At 59.5% G+C, this 18,581-nt stretch carries 14 protein-coding genes; 6 read left to right on the top strand and 8 right to left on the bottom strand.

Annotation, left to right across the window (positions count from 1 at the left end):
• Positions 1-68 precede the first annotated feature (68 nt).
• The gene (mltF, locus tag EJA70_RS07910; protein ID WP_081500510.1) at positions 69-1,529 is read right to left on the bottom strand and encodes a membrane-bound lytic murein transglycosylase MltF; all 1,461 of its coding nucleotides are present in this window, start codon (positions 1,527-1,529) and stop codon (positions 69-71) included.
• Positions 1,530-1,814: 285 nt separating this feature from the next.
• Between mltF and purL the strand changes: the two genes are divergently transcribed.
• The 5 genes from purL (at position 1,815) to EJA70_RS07885 (ending at position 8,821) form a co-directional block, all read left to right on the top strand.
• Positions 1,815-5,711, top strand: coding sequence for a phosphoribosylformylglycinamidine synthase (gene purL, locus EJA70_RS07905; protein WP_158830388.1), 3,897 nt, complete (start codon positions 1,815-1,817; stop codon positions 5,709-5,711).
• Between the two features lie 5 nt (positions 5,712-5,716).
• Positions 5,717-6,028, top strand: a complete 312-nt coding sequence (locus EJA70_RS07900; protein ID WP_158830387.1) for a YqfO family protein — start codon at positions 5,717-5,719, stop codon at positions 6,026-6,028.
• 1,085 nt (positions 6,029-7,113) lie between these two features.
• Positions 7,114-7,476, top strand: a complete 363-nt coding sequence (locus EJA70_RS07895; RefSeq protein ID WP_158830386.1) for a DUF6124 family protein — start codon at positions 7,114-7,116, stop codon at positions 7,474-7,476.
• 258 nt (positions 7,477-7,734) lie between these two features.
• A complete protein-coding gene (locus tag EJA70_RS07890) occupies positions 7,735-8,391 on the top strand; it encodes a DUF6036 family nucleotidyltransferase (RefSeq protein WP_256671868.1) in 657 nt (218 codons plus the stop codon).
• Positions 8,375-8,821 (top strand): hypothetical protein, encoded by a 447-nt coding sequence (locus tag EJA70_RS07885; protein ID WP_158830385.1) that lies wholly within the window; start codon positions 8,375-8,377, stop codon positions 8,819-8,821. Before EJA70_RS07890 ends, EJA70_RS07885 begins: the two co-directional genes overlap by 17 nt.
• 50 nt (positions 8,822-8,871) lie before the next feature.
• On the opposite strand, the gene nagE is transcribed toward EJA70_RS07885, so the two are convergent.
• The 7 genes from nagE to EJA70_RS07850 all read right to left on the bottom strand — a co-directional run bounded on the left by nagE (position 8,872) and on the right by EJA70_RS07850 (position 17,790).
• Positions 8,872-10,584, bottom strand: coding sequence for an N-acetylglucosamine-specific PTS transporter subunit IIBC (nagE, locus tag EJA70_RS07880; RefSeq protein WP_158830384.1), 1,713 nt, complete (start codon positions 10,582-10,584; stop codon positions 8,872-8,874).
• A gap of 23 nt (positions 10,585-10,607) precedes the next feature.
• Complete coding sequence (ptsP, locus tag EJA70_RS07875; RefSeq protein WP_158830383.1) at positions 10,608-13,121, bottom strand: phosphoenolpyruvate--protein phosphotransferase; 2,514 nt, start codon at positions 13,119-13,121, stop codon at positions 10,608-10,610.
• A gap of 226 nt (positions 13,122-13,347) precedes the next feature.
• Positions 13,348-14,370: an SIS domain-containing protein gene (locus EJA70_RS07870; protein WP_158830382.1), complete on the bottom strand. Its 1,023-nt coding sequence runs from the start codon at positions 14,368-14,370 to the stop codon at positions 13,348-13,350.
• Positions 14,351-15,457: an N-acetylglucosamine-6-phosphate deacetylase gene (gene nagA / locus EJA70_RS07865; protein WP_158830381.1), complete on the bottom strand. Its 1,107-nt coding sequence runs from the start codon at positions 15,455-15,457 to the stop codon at positions 14,351-14,353. The genes EJA70_RS07870 and nagA overlap by 20 nt, the downstream gene beginning before the upstream one ends.
• Before the next feature lie 24 nt (positions 15,458-15,481).
• Positions 15,482-16,213 (bottom strand): GntR family transcriptional regulator, encoded by a 732-nt coding sequence (locus EJA70_RS07860; protein ID WP_158830380.1) that lies wholly within the window; start codon positions 16,211-16,213, stop codon positions 15,482-15,484.
• Positions 16,214-16,645: 432 nt separating this feature from the next.
• Positions 16,646-17,161: a murein L,D-transpeptidase family protein gene (locus EJA70_RS07855; RefSeq protein WP_008081650.1), complete on the bottom strand. Its 516-nt coding sequence runs from the start codon at positions 17,159-17,161 to the stop codon at positions 16,646-16,648.
• Positions 17,162-17,235: 74 nt separating this feature from the next.
• Positions 17,236-17,790: an NUDIX hydrolase gene (locus tag EJA70_RS07850; protein ID WP_008081648.1), complete on the bottom strand. Its 555-nt coding sequence runs from the start codon at positions 17,788-17,790 to the stop codon at positions 17,236-17,238.
• 147 nt (positions 17,791-17,937) lie between these two features.
• Between EJA70_RS07850 and EJA70_RS07845 the strand changes: the two genes are divergently transcribed.
• Complete coding sequence (locus tag EJA70_RS07845; RefSeq protein WP_158830379.1) at positions 17,938-18,537, top strand: CoA pyrophosphatase; 600 nt, start codon at positions 17,938-17,940, stop codon at positions 18,535-18,537.
• Positions 18,538-18,581 lie beyond the last annotated feature (44 nt).

Below are 18,581 nucleotides of genomic sequence, written 5' to 3'. Positions count from 1 at the left end.
CAGCCTTCGGCAGCTCCTACAGGTATACATAACCCTGTAGGAGCTGCCGAAGGCTGCGATCTTTTGCTTTAAAGCGGGGCAGGTTCTTGAGCAGGTTTTGACTTGTCGATGGCCGGCACATGCAAATTGCCTTCAGCCACCTGGTCGCCCTCAAGCTGCGGCTGCGTCACCCAGGTCAGAATGTCGTAATAACGACGAATGTTCGCCACAAAATGCACCGGTTCGCCGCCCCGGGCATAGCCGTAACGGGTTTTGCTGTACCACTGCTTCTGCGACAGGCGCGGCAAAATCTTCTTCACGTCCAGCCACTTGTCCGGGTTCAACCCTTCCTTGGCCGTCAGTTTGCGCGCGTCATCGAGGTGACCGCTGCCAACGTTGTACGCCGCCAGGGCGAACCAGGTGCGATCCGGTTCCTTGATCGAATCGTCGAGCTGATCCTTCATATAAGCCAGGTATTTCGCCCCGCCCATGATGCTCTGCTTCGGATCGAGGCGGTTGGACACGCCCATCGCCTGAGCGGTGTTCTGGGTCAGCATCATCAGCCCGCGCACGCCGGTCTTCGAGGTGACGGTCGGTTGCCAGAGCGATTCCTGATAACCAATGGCCGCGAGCAGGCGCCAGTCGACTTTCTCTTTCTTCGCGTAATTCTTGAAGTGCTGTTCGTACTTCGGCAGGCGCTGCTGCAAGTGCTGGGCGAACGTGGTGGCGCCCATGTAGCCGAGGACGTCAACGTGGCCGTAGTAGCGATCTTTCAAGCGTTGCAGGGTGCCATTCTTCTGCACCTTGTCCAGATACGCGTTGATCTCGTTGAGCAGACTGTTGTCTTCGCCCGGGCCTACCGCCCAACTTTGGCTGCGCGCATCGCCGAGGTCGAAGGCGACGCGGATGTTGGTGAAATACACCTGGTTCATCGCCACTTCGTTGGAGTCGACCAGGGTCAGGTCAATCTGACCTTCATCGACCATGCGCAGCAGGTCGACCACTTCAACCGCGTCGGACTCTTCGTATTCGATGCCGGGAAATTTCTTTTTCAGCTCCGCCAGTTGTTCGGCGTGGGTGCTGCCTTTGAGCACCATGATCTTCTTGCCGACCAGATCACCCGGGTCGGTCGGCCGCGACTGACCATTGCGATAGATGATCTGCGGGGTGACTTCAAGGTAGGAATGCGAGAACCGCACCTGCTGCTTGCGCTGTTCGCTGCTGACCAGACCGGCGGCAGCCAGCACCGGGCCGTTGGGTTTGCCGATCTGATTGAAAAGGTCGTCGAGGTTGTCGGCGGTCTCGATTTTCAATTCGACACCCAAATCGTCGGCGAAACGCTTCACCAGCTCGTATTCGAAGCCGGTTTCACCGCTGCGATCCTGAAAGTAGGTGGCGGGGCTGTTGCGTGTAATCACGCGCAGCACACCATCCTCCTTTATGCGCTCCAGCGTGTTGGGTTTATCAACACAGCCACTGAGCATCAGGAAGAGTCCGGTTGCGATCAGCCATTTGGCGTACCGCGGACGCAAAGCCGTTGGGAAAAACATCTGCGCAGTATACGCAAACGGCTGCAGGCGCCATATCTCGACAGCGCAGGGCCAGTCTGCTAGCGATCACAAAACCGCACGAAACCCCTTGGAAACGGGCCTTCGCGGCTTTTTGTTACAGTAAAAATAAGCGGCCTCTGTATAGCCGATTTACCTGACTCTGGAGTCGGAAACACAGATTGATACCCGAGTGCAACCGTGCGTAGCGTTTCGGGTGATGTTGAGGGCGGTTTAGGCTAGAATGCACGGCCTCAAAGCACACCCCTTCCCGAGGCTGTCCCGAAGATGTTGATCCTGCGCGGCGCTCCTGCCCTTTCTGCCTTTCGCCACAGCAAACTCCTTGAGCAACTGAGCCAGAAGGTTCCAGCTGTCAGTGGCCTGTATGCTGAATTCGCTCACTTCGCCGAAGTCACCGGCGACCTGACCGGCGACGAACAGCAGGTGCTAGCGCGCCTTCTGAAGTACGGCCCAAGCGTTCCGGTACAAGAGCCGACCGGTCGTCTGTTTCTGGTGTTGCCGCGTTTCGGCACCATCTCGCCATGGTCGAGCAAGGCCAGCGACATCGCCCGCAACTGCGGCCTGAGCAAGATCCAGCGTCTGGAGCGCGGTATCGCCTTCTACGTCGCCGGTCAGTTCAGCGAAGCCGAAGCGCAACAGATCGCCGACGTGCTGCATGACCGCATGACGCAGATCGTCCTGGCCAACCTCGAACAGGCCGCCGGCTTGTTCAGCCACGCCGAGCCGAAGCCGCTGACCGCGATCGACATCCTCGGTGGTGGTCGCGGCGCGCTGGAAAAAGCCAACACCGAGCTGGGCCTCGCCCTGGCTGAAGACGAGATCGACTATCTGGTCGACGCCTTCAACGGTTTGAAGCGTAATCCGCACGACATCGAACTGATGATGTTCGCCCAGGCCAACTCCGAGCACTGCCGCCACAAGATCTTCAACGCCAGTTGGGATATTGATGGTGAGAACCAGGAAAAAAGCCTGTTCGGCATGATCAAGAACACCTACGTGATGCACAGCGAAGGCGTTCTGTCGGCTTATAAGGACAACGCCTCGGTGATCGTCGGCAACGTCGCCGGCCGTTTCTTCCCGAACCCTGAAACCCGCCAGTACGGCGCGGTGCAGGAGCCGGTGCACATTCTGATGAAGGTTGAAACCCACAACCACCCGACCGCAATCGCCCCGTTCCCGGGCGCGTCGACCGGTTCCGGCGGCGAGATCCGTGACGAAGGTGCAACCGGCCGTGGCGCCAAGCCAAAGGCTGGCCTGACCGGTTTCACCGTATCCAACCTGCAGATCCCGGGCTTCGAACAGCCGTGGGAAGTGCCGTACGGCAAGCCTGAGCGCATTGTTACCGCGCTGGACATCATGATCGAAGGCCCGCTCGGTGGCGCTGCGTTCAACAACGAATTCGGTCGTCCGGCCCTGACTGGCTACTTCCGTACCTTTGAACAGTCGATCACCACCCCGCACGGTGACGAAGTTCGTGGTTACCACAAGCCGATCATGCTCGCTGGCGGCATGGGCAACATCCGCGAAGAACACGTCAAGAAAGGCGAGATCGTGGTTGGCTCCAAGCTGATCGTCCTCGGCGGCCCGGCGATGTTGATCGGTCTGGGCGGCGGCGCCGCTTCTTCGATGGCCACCGGCACCAGCTCGGCGGATCTCGACTTCGCTTCCGTACAGCGTGAAAACCCTGAAATGGAGCGTCGCTGCCAGGAAGTCATCGACCGTTGCTGGCAACTGGGTGACAAAAACCCGATCAGCTTCATCCACGACGTCGGCGCGGGCGGTCTGTCCAACGCCTTCCCGGAACTGGTCAACGACGGCGACCGCGGTGGCCGTTTCGAACTGCGCAACATTCCGAACGACGAGCCGGGCATGGCCCCGCACGAAATCTGGTCCAACGAATCCCAGGAACGTTACGTTCTGGCCGTCGGCCCGGAAGACTTCGCGCGCTTCCAGGCGATTTGCGAACGCGAGCGCTGCCCGTTTGCCGTAGTGGGCGAGGCGACTGCCGAGCCGCAACTGACCGTGACCGACAGCCACTTCGGCAATAACCCGGTGGACATGCCACTGGAAGTGTTGCTGGGCAAGGCCCCGCGCATGCACCGCTCGGTGGTTCGCGAAGCTGAAATGGGCGATGACTTCGATCCGTCGAACCTCGACATCAGCGAGTCCATCGAACGTGTTCTGCATCACCCGGCCGTGGCCAGTAAGAGCTTCCTGATCACCATCGGCGACCGCACCATCACCGGCCTCGTGGCCCGTGACCAAATGGTCGGCCCGTGGCAAGTTCCGGTGGCCGACGTTGCCGTCACCGCCACCAGCTTCGACGTCTACACCGGTGAAGCGATGGCGATGGGCGAGCGCACTCCGCTGGCTCTGCTGGACGCCCCGGCGTCGGGCCGCATGGCCATCGGCGAAACCCTGACCAACATCGCTGCTTCGCGCATCAACAAGATCTCCGACATCAAACTGTCGGCGAACTGGATGTCCGCTGCCGGCCACCCGGGCGAAGACGCGCGTCTGTACGACACCGTGAAAGCGGTTGGTATGGAATTGTGCCCAGAGCTGGGCATCACCATTCCGGTGGGCAAGGACTCGATGTCCATGGCCACCCGTTGGAACGACAACGGCGAAGAAAAAACCGTGACCTCGCCGATGTCGCTGATCGTGACCGGTTTCGCGCCAGTGGCTGACATCCGTCAGACCCTGACCCCGGAACTGCGTATGGACAAGGGCACCACCGACCTGATCCTGATCGACCTCGGTCGCGGGCAGAACCGTATGGGTGCTTCGATCCTTGCTCAGACACACGGCAAACTCGGCAAACACGCGCCGGACGTTGATGACGCTGAAGACCTGAAAGCCTTCTTCGCGGTGATTCAGGGCCTCAACGCCGACGGTCACTTGCTGGCGTACCACGACCGTTCCGACGGTGGTCTGCTGACCTCCGTGGTGGAAATGGCCTTCGCCGGTCATTGCGGTCTGAGCCTGAACCTCGACGGTCTGGCAGAAACCACCGCCGACATCGCCGCCATCCTGTTCAACGAAGAACTGGGTGCGGTGATTCAGGTTCGTCAGGACGCCACGCCAGACATCCTCGCGCAATTCAGCGCGGCCGGTCTGGGCGACTGCGTGTCGGTGATCGGTCAGCCGATCAACAATGGCCAGATCAACATCACCTTCAACGGTGACACCGTGTTCGAAGGCCAGCGTCGTCTGCTGCAACGCACCTGGGCTGAAACCAGCTACCAGATCCAGCGTCTGCGCGACAACGCCGACTGCGCCGAGCAAGAGTTCGACGTGCTGCTGGAAGAAGACAACCCGGGCCTGAGCGTCAAGCTCAGCTACGACGTCAACCAGGACATCGCCGCGCCTTACATCAAGAAAGGCATCCGCCCACAGGTTGCCGTGCTGCGTGAGCAGGGCGTCAACGGTCAGGTTGAGATGGCCGCAGCATTCGACCGCGCCGGTTTCAACGCGATCGACGTGCACATGAGCGACATTCTCGCTGGCCGCGTTGACCTGAACGAGTTCAAAGGTCTGGTGGCGTGCGGTGGTTTCTCCTACGGCGACGTGCTCGGCGCCGGTGAAGGCTGGGCCAAGTCGGCACTGTTCAACAGCCGTGCCCGCGATGCGTTCCAGGGTTTCTTCGAGCGTAACGACAGCTTCACCCTCGGCGTGTGCAACGGTTGCCAGATGATGTCCAACCTGCACGAGCTGATCCCGGGCAGCGAGTTCTGGCCGCACTTCGTGCGCAACCGCTCCGAGCAGTTCGAAGCGCGCGTGGCGATGGTGCAGATCCAGGAGTCGAACTCGATCTTCCTGCAGGGCATGGCCGGTTCGCGTATGCCGATCGCTATCGCTCACGGTGAAGGTCACGCTGAATTCTCCAGCGAAGAAGCACTGCTGGAAGCCGATCTGTCGGGTTGCGTGGCGATGCGTTTCGTCGACAACCATGGCAAGGTCACCGAGAAGTATCCGGCTAACCCGAACGGTTCGCCGCGCGGGATTACCGGTCTCACCAGCCGTGATGGCCGGGTGACGATCATGATGCCGCACCCGGAGCGGGTGTTCCGTGCCGTGCAGAACTCGTGGCGTTCGGAGGACTGGAACGAGGACGCGCCTTGGATGCGTATGTTCCGTAATGCACGCGTCTGGGTTAACTAAGGCCTGTGTATAAGCTGGCGTTTTTTGTTCCTGACAGTCATGTCGAGGTGGTCAAAGGGGCTGTGTTCGCTGCCGGTGGTGGGCGGATCGGTGACTATGACCACTGTGCCTGGCAGGTGCTTGGGTCTGGCCAGTTTCGACCTTTGGACGGGAGTCAGCCGTTTATTGGTGAGGCGGGGCAGGTTGAGCGGGTTGAGGAATGGAAGGTTGAGCTTGTGGTGGTGGATGAGTTGATTGTTGCTGTTGTGGCGGCTTTGAAGCTTAGTCATCCGTACGAGACGCCGGCTTATGAGGTGTGGCGGCTGGAAGATTTCTGATCTTCCTGGCTGCTGAAACAAGAAACCCGCAGATGAGTGATTGTCTGCGGGTTTTTTGTTGCCCCCGATTTGCTTTTCTGTAGGAGTGAGCCTGCTCGCGATGGCGCCCTGACAGGCGACCATGCTCTGTCTGGCTGAGTGAATATCCGATTCTTCGGGCGCTGCGGCTGACGGTTCCGCCCTTACGGCGGGGCACTTTTGACAAACGCCTCAAAAGTAACCAAAAAGGCTTGCCCCAACGTTCGGCCCACTCGCTAAAGCTCGGGGTTCCTTCGCTCCGGGATCCATCCGGGCGCATCGCCTCCGGTTTGCTTCGCTGCACCTCCTCTCGATGCATTTGGCTGCGCCAAACGGTCGCTGCGCTCCCACCCCCGGATAAATCCCTCCACTCAGCCTGCCGACGGGGCCTGTGGATCAAGATCAAGAGCTGCAGCCGAGCTTGCGCTCATCCTGTGTAGGAGCTGCCGAAGGCTGCGATCTTTTGATCTTGATTTTGTCGGAGCTGACCTGCCAGCGAAGGCGACCTGACAGCCGCCCTGTTTCTTTCAGGTGTACTCAATCCAACTGTAGGAGTGAGCCTGCTCGCGATAACAACCTCACAGCAACCAATCACCCGCACCTGTACTCAATCCCTGTGGGAGCCTGGCTTGCCAGCGATGGCGGCCTGACACCCAACCAATTTCTGTCTGAATGCACCTTCTCCAACTGTGGGAGCTAGCCCTGCTGGCGATGGGGCCAGTCCAGTCTCCAAGGAAATTGGATCTGTTTAAATCTGTGTCGAATTCGCCGAACCTTCCCACAAGATTTTCAGGTTGTACGTCGGACGCCCGCTCTCTAGTCTTTGCCTGTCGCTGCCAATTCAGCGACCGGGAGGTGAGATACCCGATTTGGATCCCCAGACAAGTGCCCCCATAATTGCGGCCAGCTCACGCTGTCAGCAGTTCCTTATGGCGGCTATGTGCGGGCGGACTTCGGTCCGGCCGGATTTGGGGTCCTTACCGGTAATCTCACTCCGTACATGGCTGCCACCCTTCTTCGAGTGAGATCGAGAGCAAGTGGCTGCAATACTTAAAAGGACTTGTTCGATGGACAAACTAATCCCCGACCCACCCCACGAAACCACCACACCACTCGAAGCCGCCATCCACGCCGAAGACCTCGCCAAAAACCGCGAAGCCATCAAACGCGCCCTCGATTTTTACCTCAGCCCCGAACCCGCCAAACCCCGACAACCGAGCACCATGTTCCTCGTCCACCCCAGCGTCGACACCGAAAGCCTGCTCGCCCACGCCTGTGAATCGTTGGCCTCAGCAAACGCCATGGCCAGCAACTTCGCAACCGAGCTAGGCGGCTTGCAGCGCAGCACGGCACTGGCCATCCAGCAAATCATCATGCTCGCCGAACTCGCAGTAAACCGCGCACTGGATCGAGTTGATCCACAAACCTGACGACCGCGTCATCATTCATCGCCAGCAGGCTGGCTCCCACATTTGAAATGCATGCTCTGTGGGAGCGGGCTTGCTCGCGAAAGCGTTTCCGCAGTTGTCCGAATACTTCCTGTACCTCATCAAATAGCGGAATTTTCCTACCGGTTTTTCAGGTTGTCTCTCGGAAGTAGCCTCTCTAACTTGGGTTGTCTCCGGCAAACAGCGAGCTCGGCAATAGACCGCTAACGGGATGTTGCTCCTTTCGCTGAAGCCATCGACATGACTCTGAGGTTGAAAATGGAGCTACTTCCCGTCGTTACACCCCGCATCAACGCAAGCACCGCGCTGGGGCGGGCGCTGGTATCGATGTTCAAGTCAGTCGAGGCGGAACTGATTCAAGAGAATTCAGCACCTGGAGCGGTCAAGATTATTGTGTTTGGAGGGTGTGCGGTTCACCTCTACACCCATCACCGCATATCTTTGGATGTCGATGCGGAAATCTATGAGGCATGCATTCCGGCAGGATTCGACCTGCGTACGCTGCTGGCGACGGTGCCGGAGCCCTTTTTCGATGAGCTTTCTGCTCGAAAGATGGAGCTGAACTACGACCTGCAATACAACACTAGCTTTGGCCCGATTCATGAGGATTATTGGTCTCGAAGTATTCCCATGTCAGAGTTTTCGCTGGAGTCTCCTCTACACATCCATATTGCTGCGCCCGTCGACATAGCCATTACAAAGCTGGGCAGGGCTACAGATCACGATATCGCAGACATCAATGCGCTTCTGAGGTGTGGGTTCATACTGACCCGCGAGCTCCGGCGTCTGGCATTGCAGGCAATTGATGTATATGTTGGCAATAAAGCGCAACCGACCTCGGTTCTGAGCAACATATTGCAAGACTATCTGGAGAAAGCAGATGACGAAGCTGAATGACGCTCACGCCCTCTCATCCGCGTTAGACACTCTCGTCAGAAGCCCTCTGAATCAGGCCGACGACGTTGCACTGGTGAATGCTGCGAAAGAAGTCTGGTACTCGGATTCAAATGTTGAAAGCGAGGTGAAGGCCTTTCTGAAACATCATAGCGATGACATTGAACGTCGCCGCGCCGCCTACCTGTTGGAGCGATTTACGCGTTTCTCGTGTGTCTCGGATACCCGCGTATTGGAAACGCTTCATGCGTTAGAGCTTTTCGCACACTCAACACCGAAACAGGATGTTGAGCCTCAAACGAAGGTTTCATTACGCAATCGCAAAGATGAATTGGCCGTCTCTTGGGGGTTAGCAGAAAGTCTTGGATTGAAGGTTCAAACGCTGATGCCATTTCAGACCCGCCATTACCAAGCGGAACAGCATTCATCCTGAGCCGAATCCATCGGCAAAAAAAACCGGCCTAAGCCGGTTTTTTGTTTCGATTAAACCTTCGCACTAACCTCGCTGCGGTTGACCAGCGTTTCCAGCGCTCCGCTCAAACTCGCGGCCTTATCCCCCACCAGCAAATGCCAGGCCCCGTCATCCAACTGGCTGACACCGTGACACCCCAGATCCTTCAACTGCGCCTCGGACAACGCCTTGCCATCCGCCAATTGCAGGCGAATCCGCGTCATCGCAATGCAATTCAGCTGCAGCACATTGTCGCCACCGCCCAACGCGTTCAGCCATTGCTGCGCCTCGGAACCGGCAACGGCCACAATTTTCGGCTCATCAACAACAGCGGTTTCAACCAGAACAGCACGCCCCAATGCAGGCATCGCCAGACGAATCTCATCGGCAATGCTGTCCGCCATCGGCCCGACCACAACCTGCAAACTGCCACCTTTACCCGGTCGCACAACCGCCATCGCACCCAGCGCTTTCAGATCAGCATCCGAAGCCTTGTTGCGATCAACCATCTCCAGCCGCAACCGCGTGGTGCAGGCGCCAACCGTCAGCAGATTTTCAGCGCCGCCCAACGCCTTGATGTATGCACCGGCGCGCTCGTTTTCAGTCAGCACGGCTTTTTCACTAACAGCCACATCCTCACGCCCCGGCGTTTTCAGATTGAAGCGACGAATGCAGAAGTCGAAGACGAAGTAGTAGATCACCGCGTAAGCCAACCCAACCGGGAACACCAGCCACCCGTTAGTGGACTTGCCCCAGCCGAGAATCATGTCGATAAAGCCGCCGGAGAAGGTGAAGCCCAAGTGGATGTTCAAGGCATTGGTAATCGCCATCGACAACCCGGTCAGCAGCGCATGCAGCAGATACAGCAGCGGTGCGAGGAACATAAAGGCGAATTCAATCGGTTCAGTCACCCCGGTCAAAAACGAAGTCAGCGCCATCGACAGGAAAATCCCGCCCATGACTTTGCGGCGTTCCGGCAGGGCGTTGCGGTACATCGCCAGACACGCCGCCGGCAGGCCGAAGATCATCATCGGGAACATGCCGGTCATGAACTGGCCGCCCTTCGGATCGCCGGCGAAGTAGCGCGACAGGTCGCCGGTCACCAGTGCACCAGTGGTTGGATCGGTGAAGTTGCCGAACACAAACCACGCCATGTTGTTAAGGATGTGGTGCAGGCCAGTGACGATCAGAAGGCGGTTGAACACGCCAAACACGAACGCGCCGATGCTGCCGCTTTCCATCATCAAGGCGCCGAAAGCGTTGATGCCGTGCTGGATTGGCGGCCAGATGTAGCCGAACACTACGCCCAGACCGACCGCTGCAAACCCGGTAACAATCGGCACAAACCGCCGCCCGCCGAAGAACGCCAGATACTCCGGCAGCTTGATGTCTTTGAAGCGGTTGTACAGCGCACCGGCCATCAGGCCGCTGACGATGCCGGCGAGCATGCCCATGTTGATGCTCGCGTCGAGCACCTTCAGTGTTGAGATCATCACCAGGTAACCGATCACCCCGGCGAGGCCGGCGGTGCCGTTGTTGTCCTTGGCGAAACCGACGGCGATGCCGATGGCGAAGATCATTGCCAGGTTGGCGAAGATCACTTGGCCGGCATCGTGGATGATCGCGATGTTCAGCAGGTCGGTGTCACCCAGCCGCAGCAGCAGGCCGGCAATCGGCAGGATCGCGATCGGCAGCATCAGCGCGCGGCCGAGGCGTTGCAGGCCTTCGATAAAGAGTTGATACATGGCGTTTGTCCTTGTTGTTTTTGTTAGCGCAGTGGCCAATGTTGATGACAGGCGTGGCGCACGGCGGCGGCGCTGCTCAGCTTGAGCAGATCGCGGCTGAGGCGCTGGCATTCGGCTTCGTGCACCTGGCGCACGCGATCCTTGATTTCACCGATCTGCACCGGGCTGACCGACAATTCGGTGACGCCCAGACCGATCAACACTGGCGTGGCCAGCGGATCAGAGGCGAGTGCGCCGCAGACGCCGACCCAACGCTTGTGCACCGCCGCGCCTTCGCAGGTCATGGCGATCAGGCGCAGCAGCGCCGGGTGCAGGGCGTCGACGCGGGCGGCCAGACCGGCGTGATCGCGATCCATGGCCAGGGTGTATTGCGACAAATCGTTGGTGCCGATCGAGAGGAAGTCAGCGTGTTCGGCGAGTTGTTCGGCTTGTAGCGCGGCGGCGGGGACTTCGATCATCACGCCGATTTCCGGGCGCTGAGCGATGTTCATCTCCAGGCATAGCGCATCGACGCGTTGGCGGATGTGCAGCAGTTCTTCGACTTCGGTAACCATTGGCAACAGGATTCGGCATCGGTGCAGCGGGCTGACTTGCAGCAGCGCACGCAGTTGCTGATCGAGGATTTCCGGACGGGCCTGAGCCAGACGAATGCCGCGCAGACCGAGCACTGGATTGGCTTCGATCGGCAGCGGCAGGTAATCGAGTTGCTTGTCGCCGCCGACGTCGATGGTGCGGATGATCACCGACTTGTCGCCCATCGCATCGATCACAGCTTGGTAGGCGCAGCGCTGTTCTTCGACATCCGGCGCGGTCTGGCGATCGACGAAGAGAAACTCTGTGCGCAGCAGACCGACACCATCGGCGCCGTTGGCAAAGGCATCTGCCGCTTCAGCGCTGGAGGCGACATTGGCGACGACTTCGATGTGTACCCCATTACGGGTTTCGGCCGGCAGATGAGCTTTGGCCTGTTGAGCATCGCGACGTTGCTGGCGATCGATTTGCGCCTGCTGAACTTCAGCCAAACGTTCAGCATTTGGTGCCAGTTCGAGACGACCACCGTCAGCATCGAGCACCACTGATTGACCTTGCGGCTGATCAAGCAGCACCGACCCCAACGCCACCATGCAAGGCAGACCTTTGCCGCGAGCGAGTATCGCCACGTGTGAAGTCGCGCCACCCTCGGCCATGCACAACCCGGCGACACCTTGGGCGCTGAGTTGCAGCAGATCCGACGGCGTCAGTTCATGTGCAGCAACAATTGCTCCGGCAGGCACATCGTAATTCCAAGCCTCACCGAGCAATGCGCGCAGCACGCGTTGTTTGAGGTCGCGAAGATCGTTGGCGCGTTCCGCCAACAGTGCGCTGCCGGTGTGTTGCAGGACTTCGCACTGCACATCAATCGACTGGCTCCAGGCGTGAGTCGCCGCAGTGCCTTGCTCGATGGATTGTTGTGCCGCGTCGAGCAATGCCGGGTCTTCCAGCAACGCCAAGTGTGCGGCGAAAATTGCTTCTTCGTCGGCGTTCTTGTGTTTTTTCGCTTGGGCGAGGGTGCCTTCGATTTCGTCGCGCACTTGCGTCAGCGCGGATTCAAAAATCTGCTGCTGTTGCAGAGGGTCATGATTGCCCGTGTCCGCCGGCAAACTGATCGCATTCAAACGGAACAGCGGTCCACCGACCAGTCCCGGCGCGGCGCAGACACCGTGCAACACACCTGCCTCGGCCGGGCGTTTAAGAGGGGCAACACTGACCGGTGCGGCTGCGTGATGATCATCCGGCAGGGCAGTCGCCAGCGCCGAGAGCAACGCTTGCAGCGCCGCTTCAGCATCCGGCCCCTGACAACTGACCTGCACTTCATCCTGCTCGCCAACCGCCAATCCCATCAAACCGATCAGGCTGTTGCACGGCGCCGATTTACCACCGAAGTGCAGTTGCGACTGACTCTTGAAACCTTGCGCGGTCTGCCGAATCAGCGCTGCCGGGCGCGCATGCAAACCGCCGCGATGCGCCACCAACACATGACCATGAACCTCTGGCCCACCGACGACTTCGGCGCTCGCTGCCGAAGCGTTGCGCGCAACAATGTGCAGCAGTGGCTCGCCAACTTTCACCGCTTTGAGCGTAATCGGACGTACCTGAAAATCCTGACTGTTGGTCAGAATCAACAGGCTGACCAAGCTTTTGCACTGCTGGCCGACCTTGTCCAGGTCGTAGCGCAACAACGGCTGGCCCTGTGTCACGCGAACACCTTCCTTGACCAGCATCGAGAAACCGTCGCCGTTCAACTCAACGGTGTCGAGGCCCAGATGCAGGAGGATTTCCGCGCCGTTGTCGGCGCGTACGGTGAGTGCGTGGCCAGTGCGCGCGACGTGGATGATCACCCCGGCGCACGGCGAGTACAGCGTGTCGTTGATTGGGTCGATGGCGATGCCGTCACCCATTGCGCCGCTGGCGAACACCGCGTCCGGGACTTTGGCGAGCGTGAGCACCGGGCCGCTGAGCGGGGCGCTGAGGGTCAGCTCTTTATTGTTGTTGTGCATGGCTCGGTCTCATCGGTTAAATCTCGGTTCGGTATCCCCTGTAGGAGCTGCCGCAGGCTGCGATCTTTTGATCTTGTTTTTTGTGAATCAAAATCAAAAGATCGCAGCCTTCGGCAGCTCCTACAGGGGTTGTGCATCAATCGACGGTTCTGCATCCGCCGACAGGGTTGTGCATCAATCGGCGGTTTTGCGTCCGCCGATTGGGTCGTGCGTCGATCAGATGGTGTCAGTGCGTGCGGGTTACTTTGCTCAGGTGGCGCGGTTGGTCCGGGTCCATGCCACGGGCCACGGCCAGCCCTGCGGCCATTACGTAGAAGCTCTGGATCGCCAGAATCGGATCGAGGGCCGGGTGTTCGGCACGGGTCAGGGTCAAGTCGCGCTCGCTCACATCATCCGGCGCGGCCAGCAGCACGCGGGCACCGCGTTGGCGCATTTCTGCTGCCAGGCTCAACAGGCCAGCCTGTTCAGCACCGCGCGGTGCGAAAACCAGCAACGGATAGTGTTCGTCGATCAGCGCCATCGGGCCGTGACGCACTTCGGCGCTGCTGAACGCTTCGGCCTGAATCGCCGAGGTTTCCTTGAATTTCAGCGCCGCTTCCTGAGCAATGGCGAAACCGGCACCACGGCCGATGACCATCAAGCGCTCGCAATCGCGCAACGCTTCGATGGCCACGCTCCAGTCCTGTTTTGCCGCTTCGCGCAGGCCTTCAGGCAGGGCGTTACCGGCCTCGAGCAATTCGCTGTCCTCTTTCCAGTGCGCGATCAACCGGGCGCTGGCGCTGAGGGTGGCGATAAAGCTCTTGGTCGCGGCGACGCTGCTTTCAATCCCGGCGAGCAGCGGCACGCTGAATTCACAGGCGGCTTCCAATGGCGAATCGGCGGCGTTGACCATCGACACACTGAGCGCGCCACGTTTGCGTAACAGACGCAGGCTGTTGACCAGATCCGGGCTCTGCCCCGACTGTGAAAAAGCGAACGCGACCTGACCGCTGACCTTCAACGGCGCCTGCTGCATGGTCACCACCGACATCGGCAACGACGCTACCGGCACGCCCAGTTGCTGCATGGTCAGGTAAGCGAAGTAGCTCGCCGCGTGGTCGGAGCTGCCACGCGCGACGGTCATCGCCACTTGCGGTGGCTGACGACGCAGGCGCCCGGCGATCTCGATCATTTGCGGGTCGAGCTGTTGCAGTTGGGCTTGCACGGCCTCGAAGGAGGACAGCGCCTCCTCAAGCATTTTTGAAGTCAATGTCTTCTCCTTCGACCATGACGGCGGTCAGTGTGAGTGAGCGATCGAGTCGCACGCAGTCGGCCCAGGCACCTGGTGCAAGGCGCCCGCGTTCGGTGATGCCGAGGTAGTCGGCGGGGAATTGCGACAGACGTTGCGAGGCTTCGGCGATCGGCAAACCGATCTTCACCAGATTGCGCAGGGCCTGATCCATGGTCAGCGTGCTGCCGGCCAAGGTGCCGTCGGGCAGGCGCACACCGCCCAGGCATTTGGTCACGGTGTGGCTGCCGAGCTTGTATTCACCGTCGGGCATGCCGGCGGCGGCGGTCGAATCGGTCACGCAATACAGGCAAGGGATTGAGCGCAGGGCCACGCGGATGGCGCCGGGATGTACGTGGAGCAAATCCGGAATCAGCTCGGCGTATTTGGCGTGGGCCAGTGCCGCGCCGACGATGCCCGGCTCGCGGTGATGCAACGGGCTCATGGCGTTGTAGAGGTGAGTGAAACTGGTTGCGCCGGCATCGAGCGCGGCGACGCCTTCCTCGTAACTGCCGAGGGTGTGGCCGATTTGCATGCGCACGCCACGGCTGCTCAGCTCACGGATCAAACCGTCATGGCCGGCAATTTCCGGGGCGATGGTGATCACCCGGATCGGCGCCAGTGCCAGGTATTCTTCGACTTCGGCCATCAATGCGGTGTGGGCGAAGTTCGGTTGCGCACCCAGTTTGCCGGGATTGATGTACGGGCCTTCGAGATGAACGCCGAGCACTCGGGCGGAACCTTGCGGACGCTGTTCGCAGAACTCGCCGACTTCCTTCAGCACGCTGGAAATCTCGGCACTCGGCGCGGTCATGGTGGTGGCCAGCAGCGAAGTGGTACCAAAACGCACGTGGGTTTTGGTGATGGTCTCGAAAGCGCTGGCGCCTTCCATGATGTCTTTGCCGCCACCGCCGTGAACGTGCAGGTCGATGAACCCCGGCAGCAGATACGGCAGGTTATTGGTTGCTGGATCGCAAGGCACGCCTTCGATCGACACGACTTTGCCGTGTTCGTGGATCAGCCGGCCGCGAATCCAGCCGCTGGCGGTGAGGATGTTGTCTTCGGACATTTTGGTTCTCGCTTGTGGCTGCGCTTATCGACGCAGCTCTGCAACAAAGTCGTAGTAGTCGTTGCGGCAATAGGTGTCGGTGACTTCGATCGGTGTGTTGTCTTCGAGGTAGCCGACCCGGGTCATCAGCAGCATCGCGGTGCCGGGGGCGATGCCGACCAGCGCGGCGAACTCGTCCGAGGCGTTGATCGCCTGAATGTGCTGTAAGGCGCGGACAATCGGTTTGCCGATGCCGTCGAGGTATTCGTAGAGCGAATCGCCGACCAGTTGTGGCTTGGGCATGATCGAGGCGGGCAGGGTGCTCATCTCGATGGCCATCACCGTGTCATCGGCTTTGCGCAGACGTTTCATGCGCGCGACCTTGTCGTTTGGCGACAGGCTGAGGCGGATCAGTTCTTCGTGGGTCGGCAGGGTGATTTCACGCTCCAGCCATTTCGAACTGGGTACGAAACCCTTCAAACGCAGCATCTCGCTGAAACCGGAGAGGCGCGACAGCGGTTGTTCGAGGCGTGGGGTGATGAAGGTGCCGGAACCTTGCAGGCGGCGGATCAGGCCTTGATCGAGAAGGACTTCCAGGGCCTTGCGTGCGGTAACTCGAGAGATACCGAGCATTTCACTGAGACTGCGCTCGGACGGCATCGCTTGCTCGGACTTCCACTGCCCGGCATGTATCGCTGCTTCCAGATTGCGCGCCAGTTGCAGGTACAACGGCGTCGGCTGGGAGTCGTCTGGGCGTAGGGCGTGGAGGTCGTTCATGTCGGTGATTTCCGGCGCGAGTATAGGATTGTTGTTGCTCGCTTGTGGGGCGGAAATTAATACCACTTGAATACCATGTCAATGCGGGTAATCGGCCTTTTGCCCAATGAAATGGCGGGTTGTAGCGGGTATGGTTTGAAGTGGTATTAAAGGTGGGTCGTGAAAAGCAAAAGATCGCAGCCTGCGGCAGCTCCTACAGTGGAAAGTGGTATCACCTCTGTAGGAGCTGCCGCAGGCTGCGATCTTTTGATTTATTTTTTTGCGGGTGACCAGCGGTACTGCTGAATGAGCACTCTGTGGCGAGGGGATTTATCCCCGATCGACTGCGCAGCAGTCGCAAAACCTGCCAACTCGGTTTGGCTGAGAGAACGCGGGGGCGGCTTCGCCACCCAACGGGGCGGTGCGGCGTTTCGCTGAATCCCCCGCCACAGGTTAAGGGCGGATTTCAACCATCGTGCCATCCGGCACCAGGCTCCACACTTCGCGCATATCAACGTTGCGCATGGCGACGCAGCCGTCCGTCCAGTCCAGCGTGTGGAACAGGTCTTCCGGGGTTTCTTCGGAATCCGGGGTGCCGTGGATCATGATCATCCCGCCAGGCTCGACGCCTTCACGCCGGGCGCGGGCGGAGTCGCTGATGTTCGGGTAGGAAATGTGCATCGACAGGTTGAATTTGTCGCTGGTCTTGCGCCAGTCGATCCAATAAAAACCCTCCGGTGTGCGCTTGTCGCCTTCAATCAGCTTCGGGCCTTTTTTCGCGCCCTTGCCCAGGGAGATGCGATAGGTCTTCAGCGGCTTGCCGTCGGCAATCAACTGCAGTTGATGCGCCGATTTGAGCACCAGGACTTTTTCGATAAGCGGGGTATTCGCCGGCGTCACGGTGGTCACGAAGGACGCTTGGGAGACGCTGACGAACGACAGGCAGAACAGGGCAAGCAACCAGCGCATTGAAACGATTCCCCAAAGAGTGAAGCAAACAGGATTTATGTAGGAGCTGCCGCAGGCTGCGATCTTTTGATCTTCTAACCAACAATGACCGGCTGCACCAACGGCGGAATCGATTCCGAACGCACCGGATACACCTCAACCCGCCGATCAGCAAAGAAGCATTCTAAGGTACGCCCCACCGTCCTGAAAGCCAGCTCATCCCATGGAATGTCGGCTTCGTCGAATAGTTGCACTTCAAGGCTCTCGGGGCCGGCGGCAAAGTCCAGATCAACCAGCTCTGCGCGGAAGAACACATGCACCTGACTGATGTGTGGCACATCGATCAGCGTATAGATGCTCAGATTACGCACGCGGGCGCAGGCTTCCTCGGCGGTTTCGCGGATCGCGGCCTGTTCGATGGTCTCGCCGTTCTCCATGAAACCGGCAGGCAACGTCCAGTAACCGAGGCGCGGCTCGATGGCACGGCGGCACAAGAGTACTTTCGTGCCCCAGGTCGGCACGCAACCGGCAACGATATTGGGGTTCTGATAGTGAATGGTCTGACAGCTGTCACAGACAAATCGCAGCCGCGAATCGCCTTCGGGAATGCGCTGGGTGACCGGGTTACCGCAGTGGCTGCAAAATTTCATGCTGGGCTTCCTGAATGCTGCGCCTATCTTGGCGTGCAGCGGTGTCGGTCGGCAAGTTGTCGTTTCGCGACATGGCGAGATTCGGGGGCTTGGGCGGCTGCAATGATTGGTGCATGATGCAGGGTAAGGCACTGATCGAGAACACTCATGCTGGACGAGCTACTGCATCGGGTAAGCAACCACACACCGCGCACGCTGGAGACCGACAAACGTTTCCCCGAGGCCGCCGTTCTGGTGCCGATCACCCGCAGTGACCAACCGGAACTGGTCCTGACCCTGCGCGCCAGCGGGCTCTCGACCCATGGCGGCGAAGTGGCTTTCCCCGGTGGACGCCGCGATCCCGAAGACCCGGACCTGATTTTCACCGCCCTGCGCGAAGCAGAGGAAGAGATCGGTCTGCCGCCGGGACTGGTCGAAGTCATTGGCCCGCTCAGCCCGCTGATCTCCCTGCACGGCATCAAGGTCACGCCTTATGTCGGCGTAATCCCCGATTTCGTCGAGTATCAGCCCAACGATGCCGAGATCGCTGCGGTGTTCAGCGTACCGCTGGAATTCTTCCGCAAAGACCCCCGCGAACACACCCATCGCATCGACTATCAAGGTCGCAGCTGGTACGTGCCGAGCTACCGCTATGGCGACTTCAAGATCTGGGGCCTGACGGCGATCATGATCGTCGAGTTGATCAATCTGCTTTATGACGCCAAGATCAGTCTGCACCAACCGCCGAAAAGCGTTATTGGCACGTAAGCCATCGTTCGAATGGCCATCACCGTGAGCCCTGAGGAAAACAA

The organism is Pseudomonas sp. PB103 (assembly GCF_009764635.1).
GTDB lineage: Bacteria > Pseudomonadota > Gammaproteobacteria > Pseudomonadales > Pseudomonadaceae > Aquipseudomonas.
Note: the sequence above shows the minus strand (reverse complement) of the source record. Positions and strands in the feature narration are given on the sequence as shown.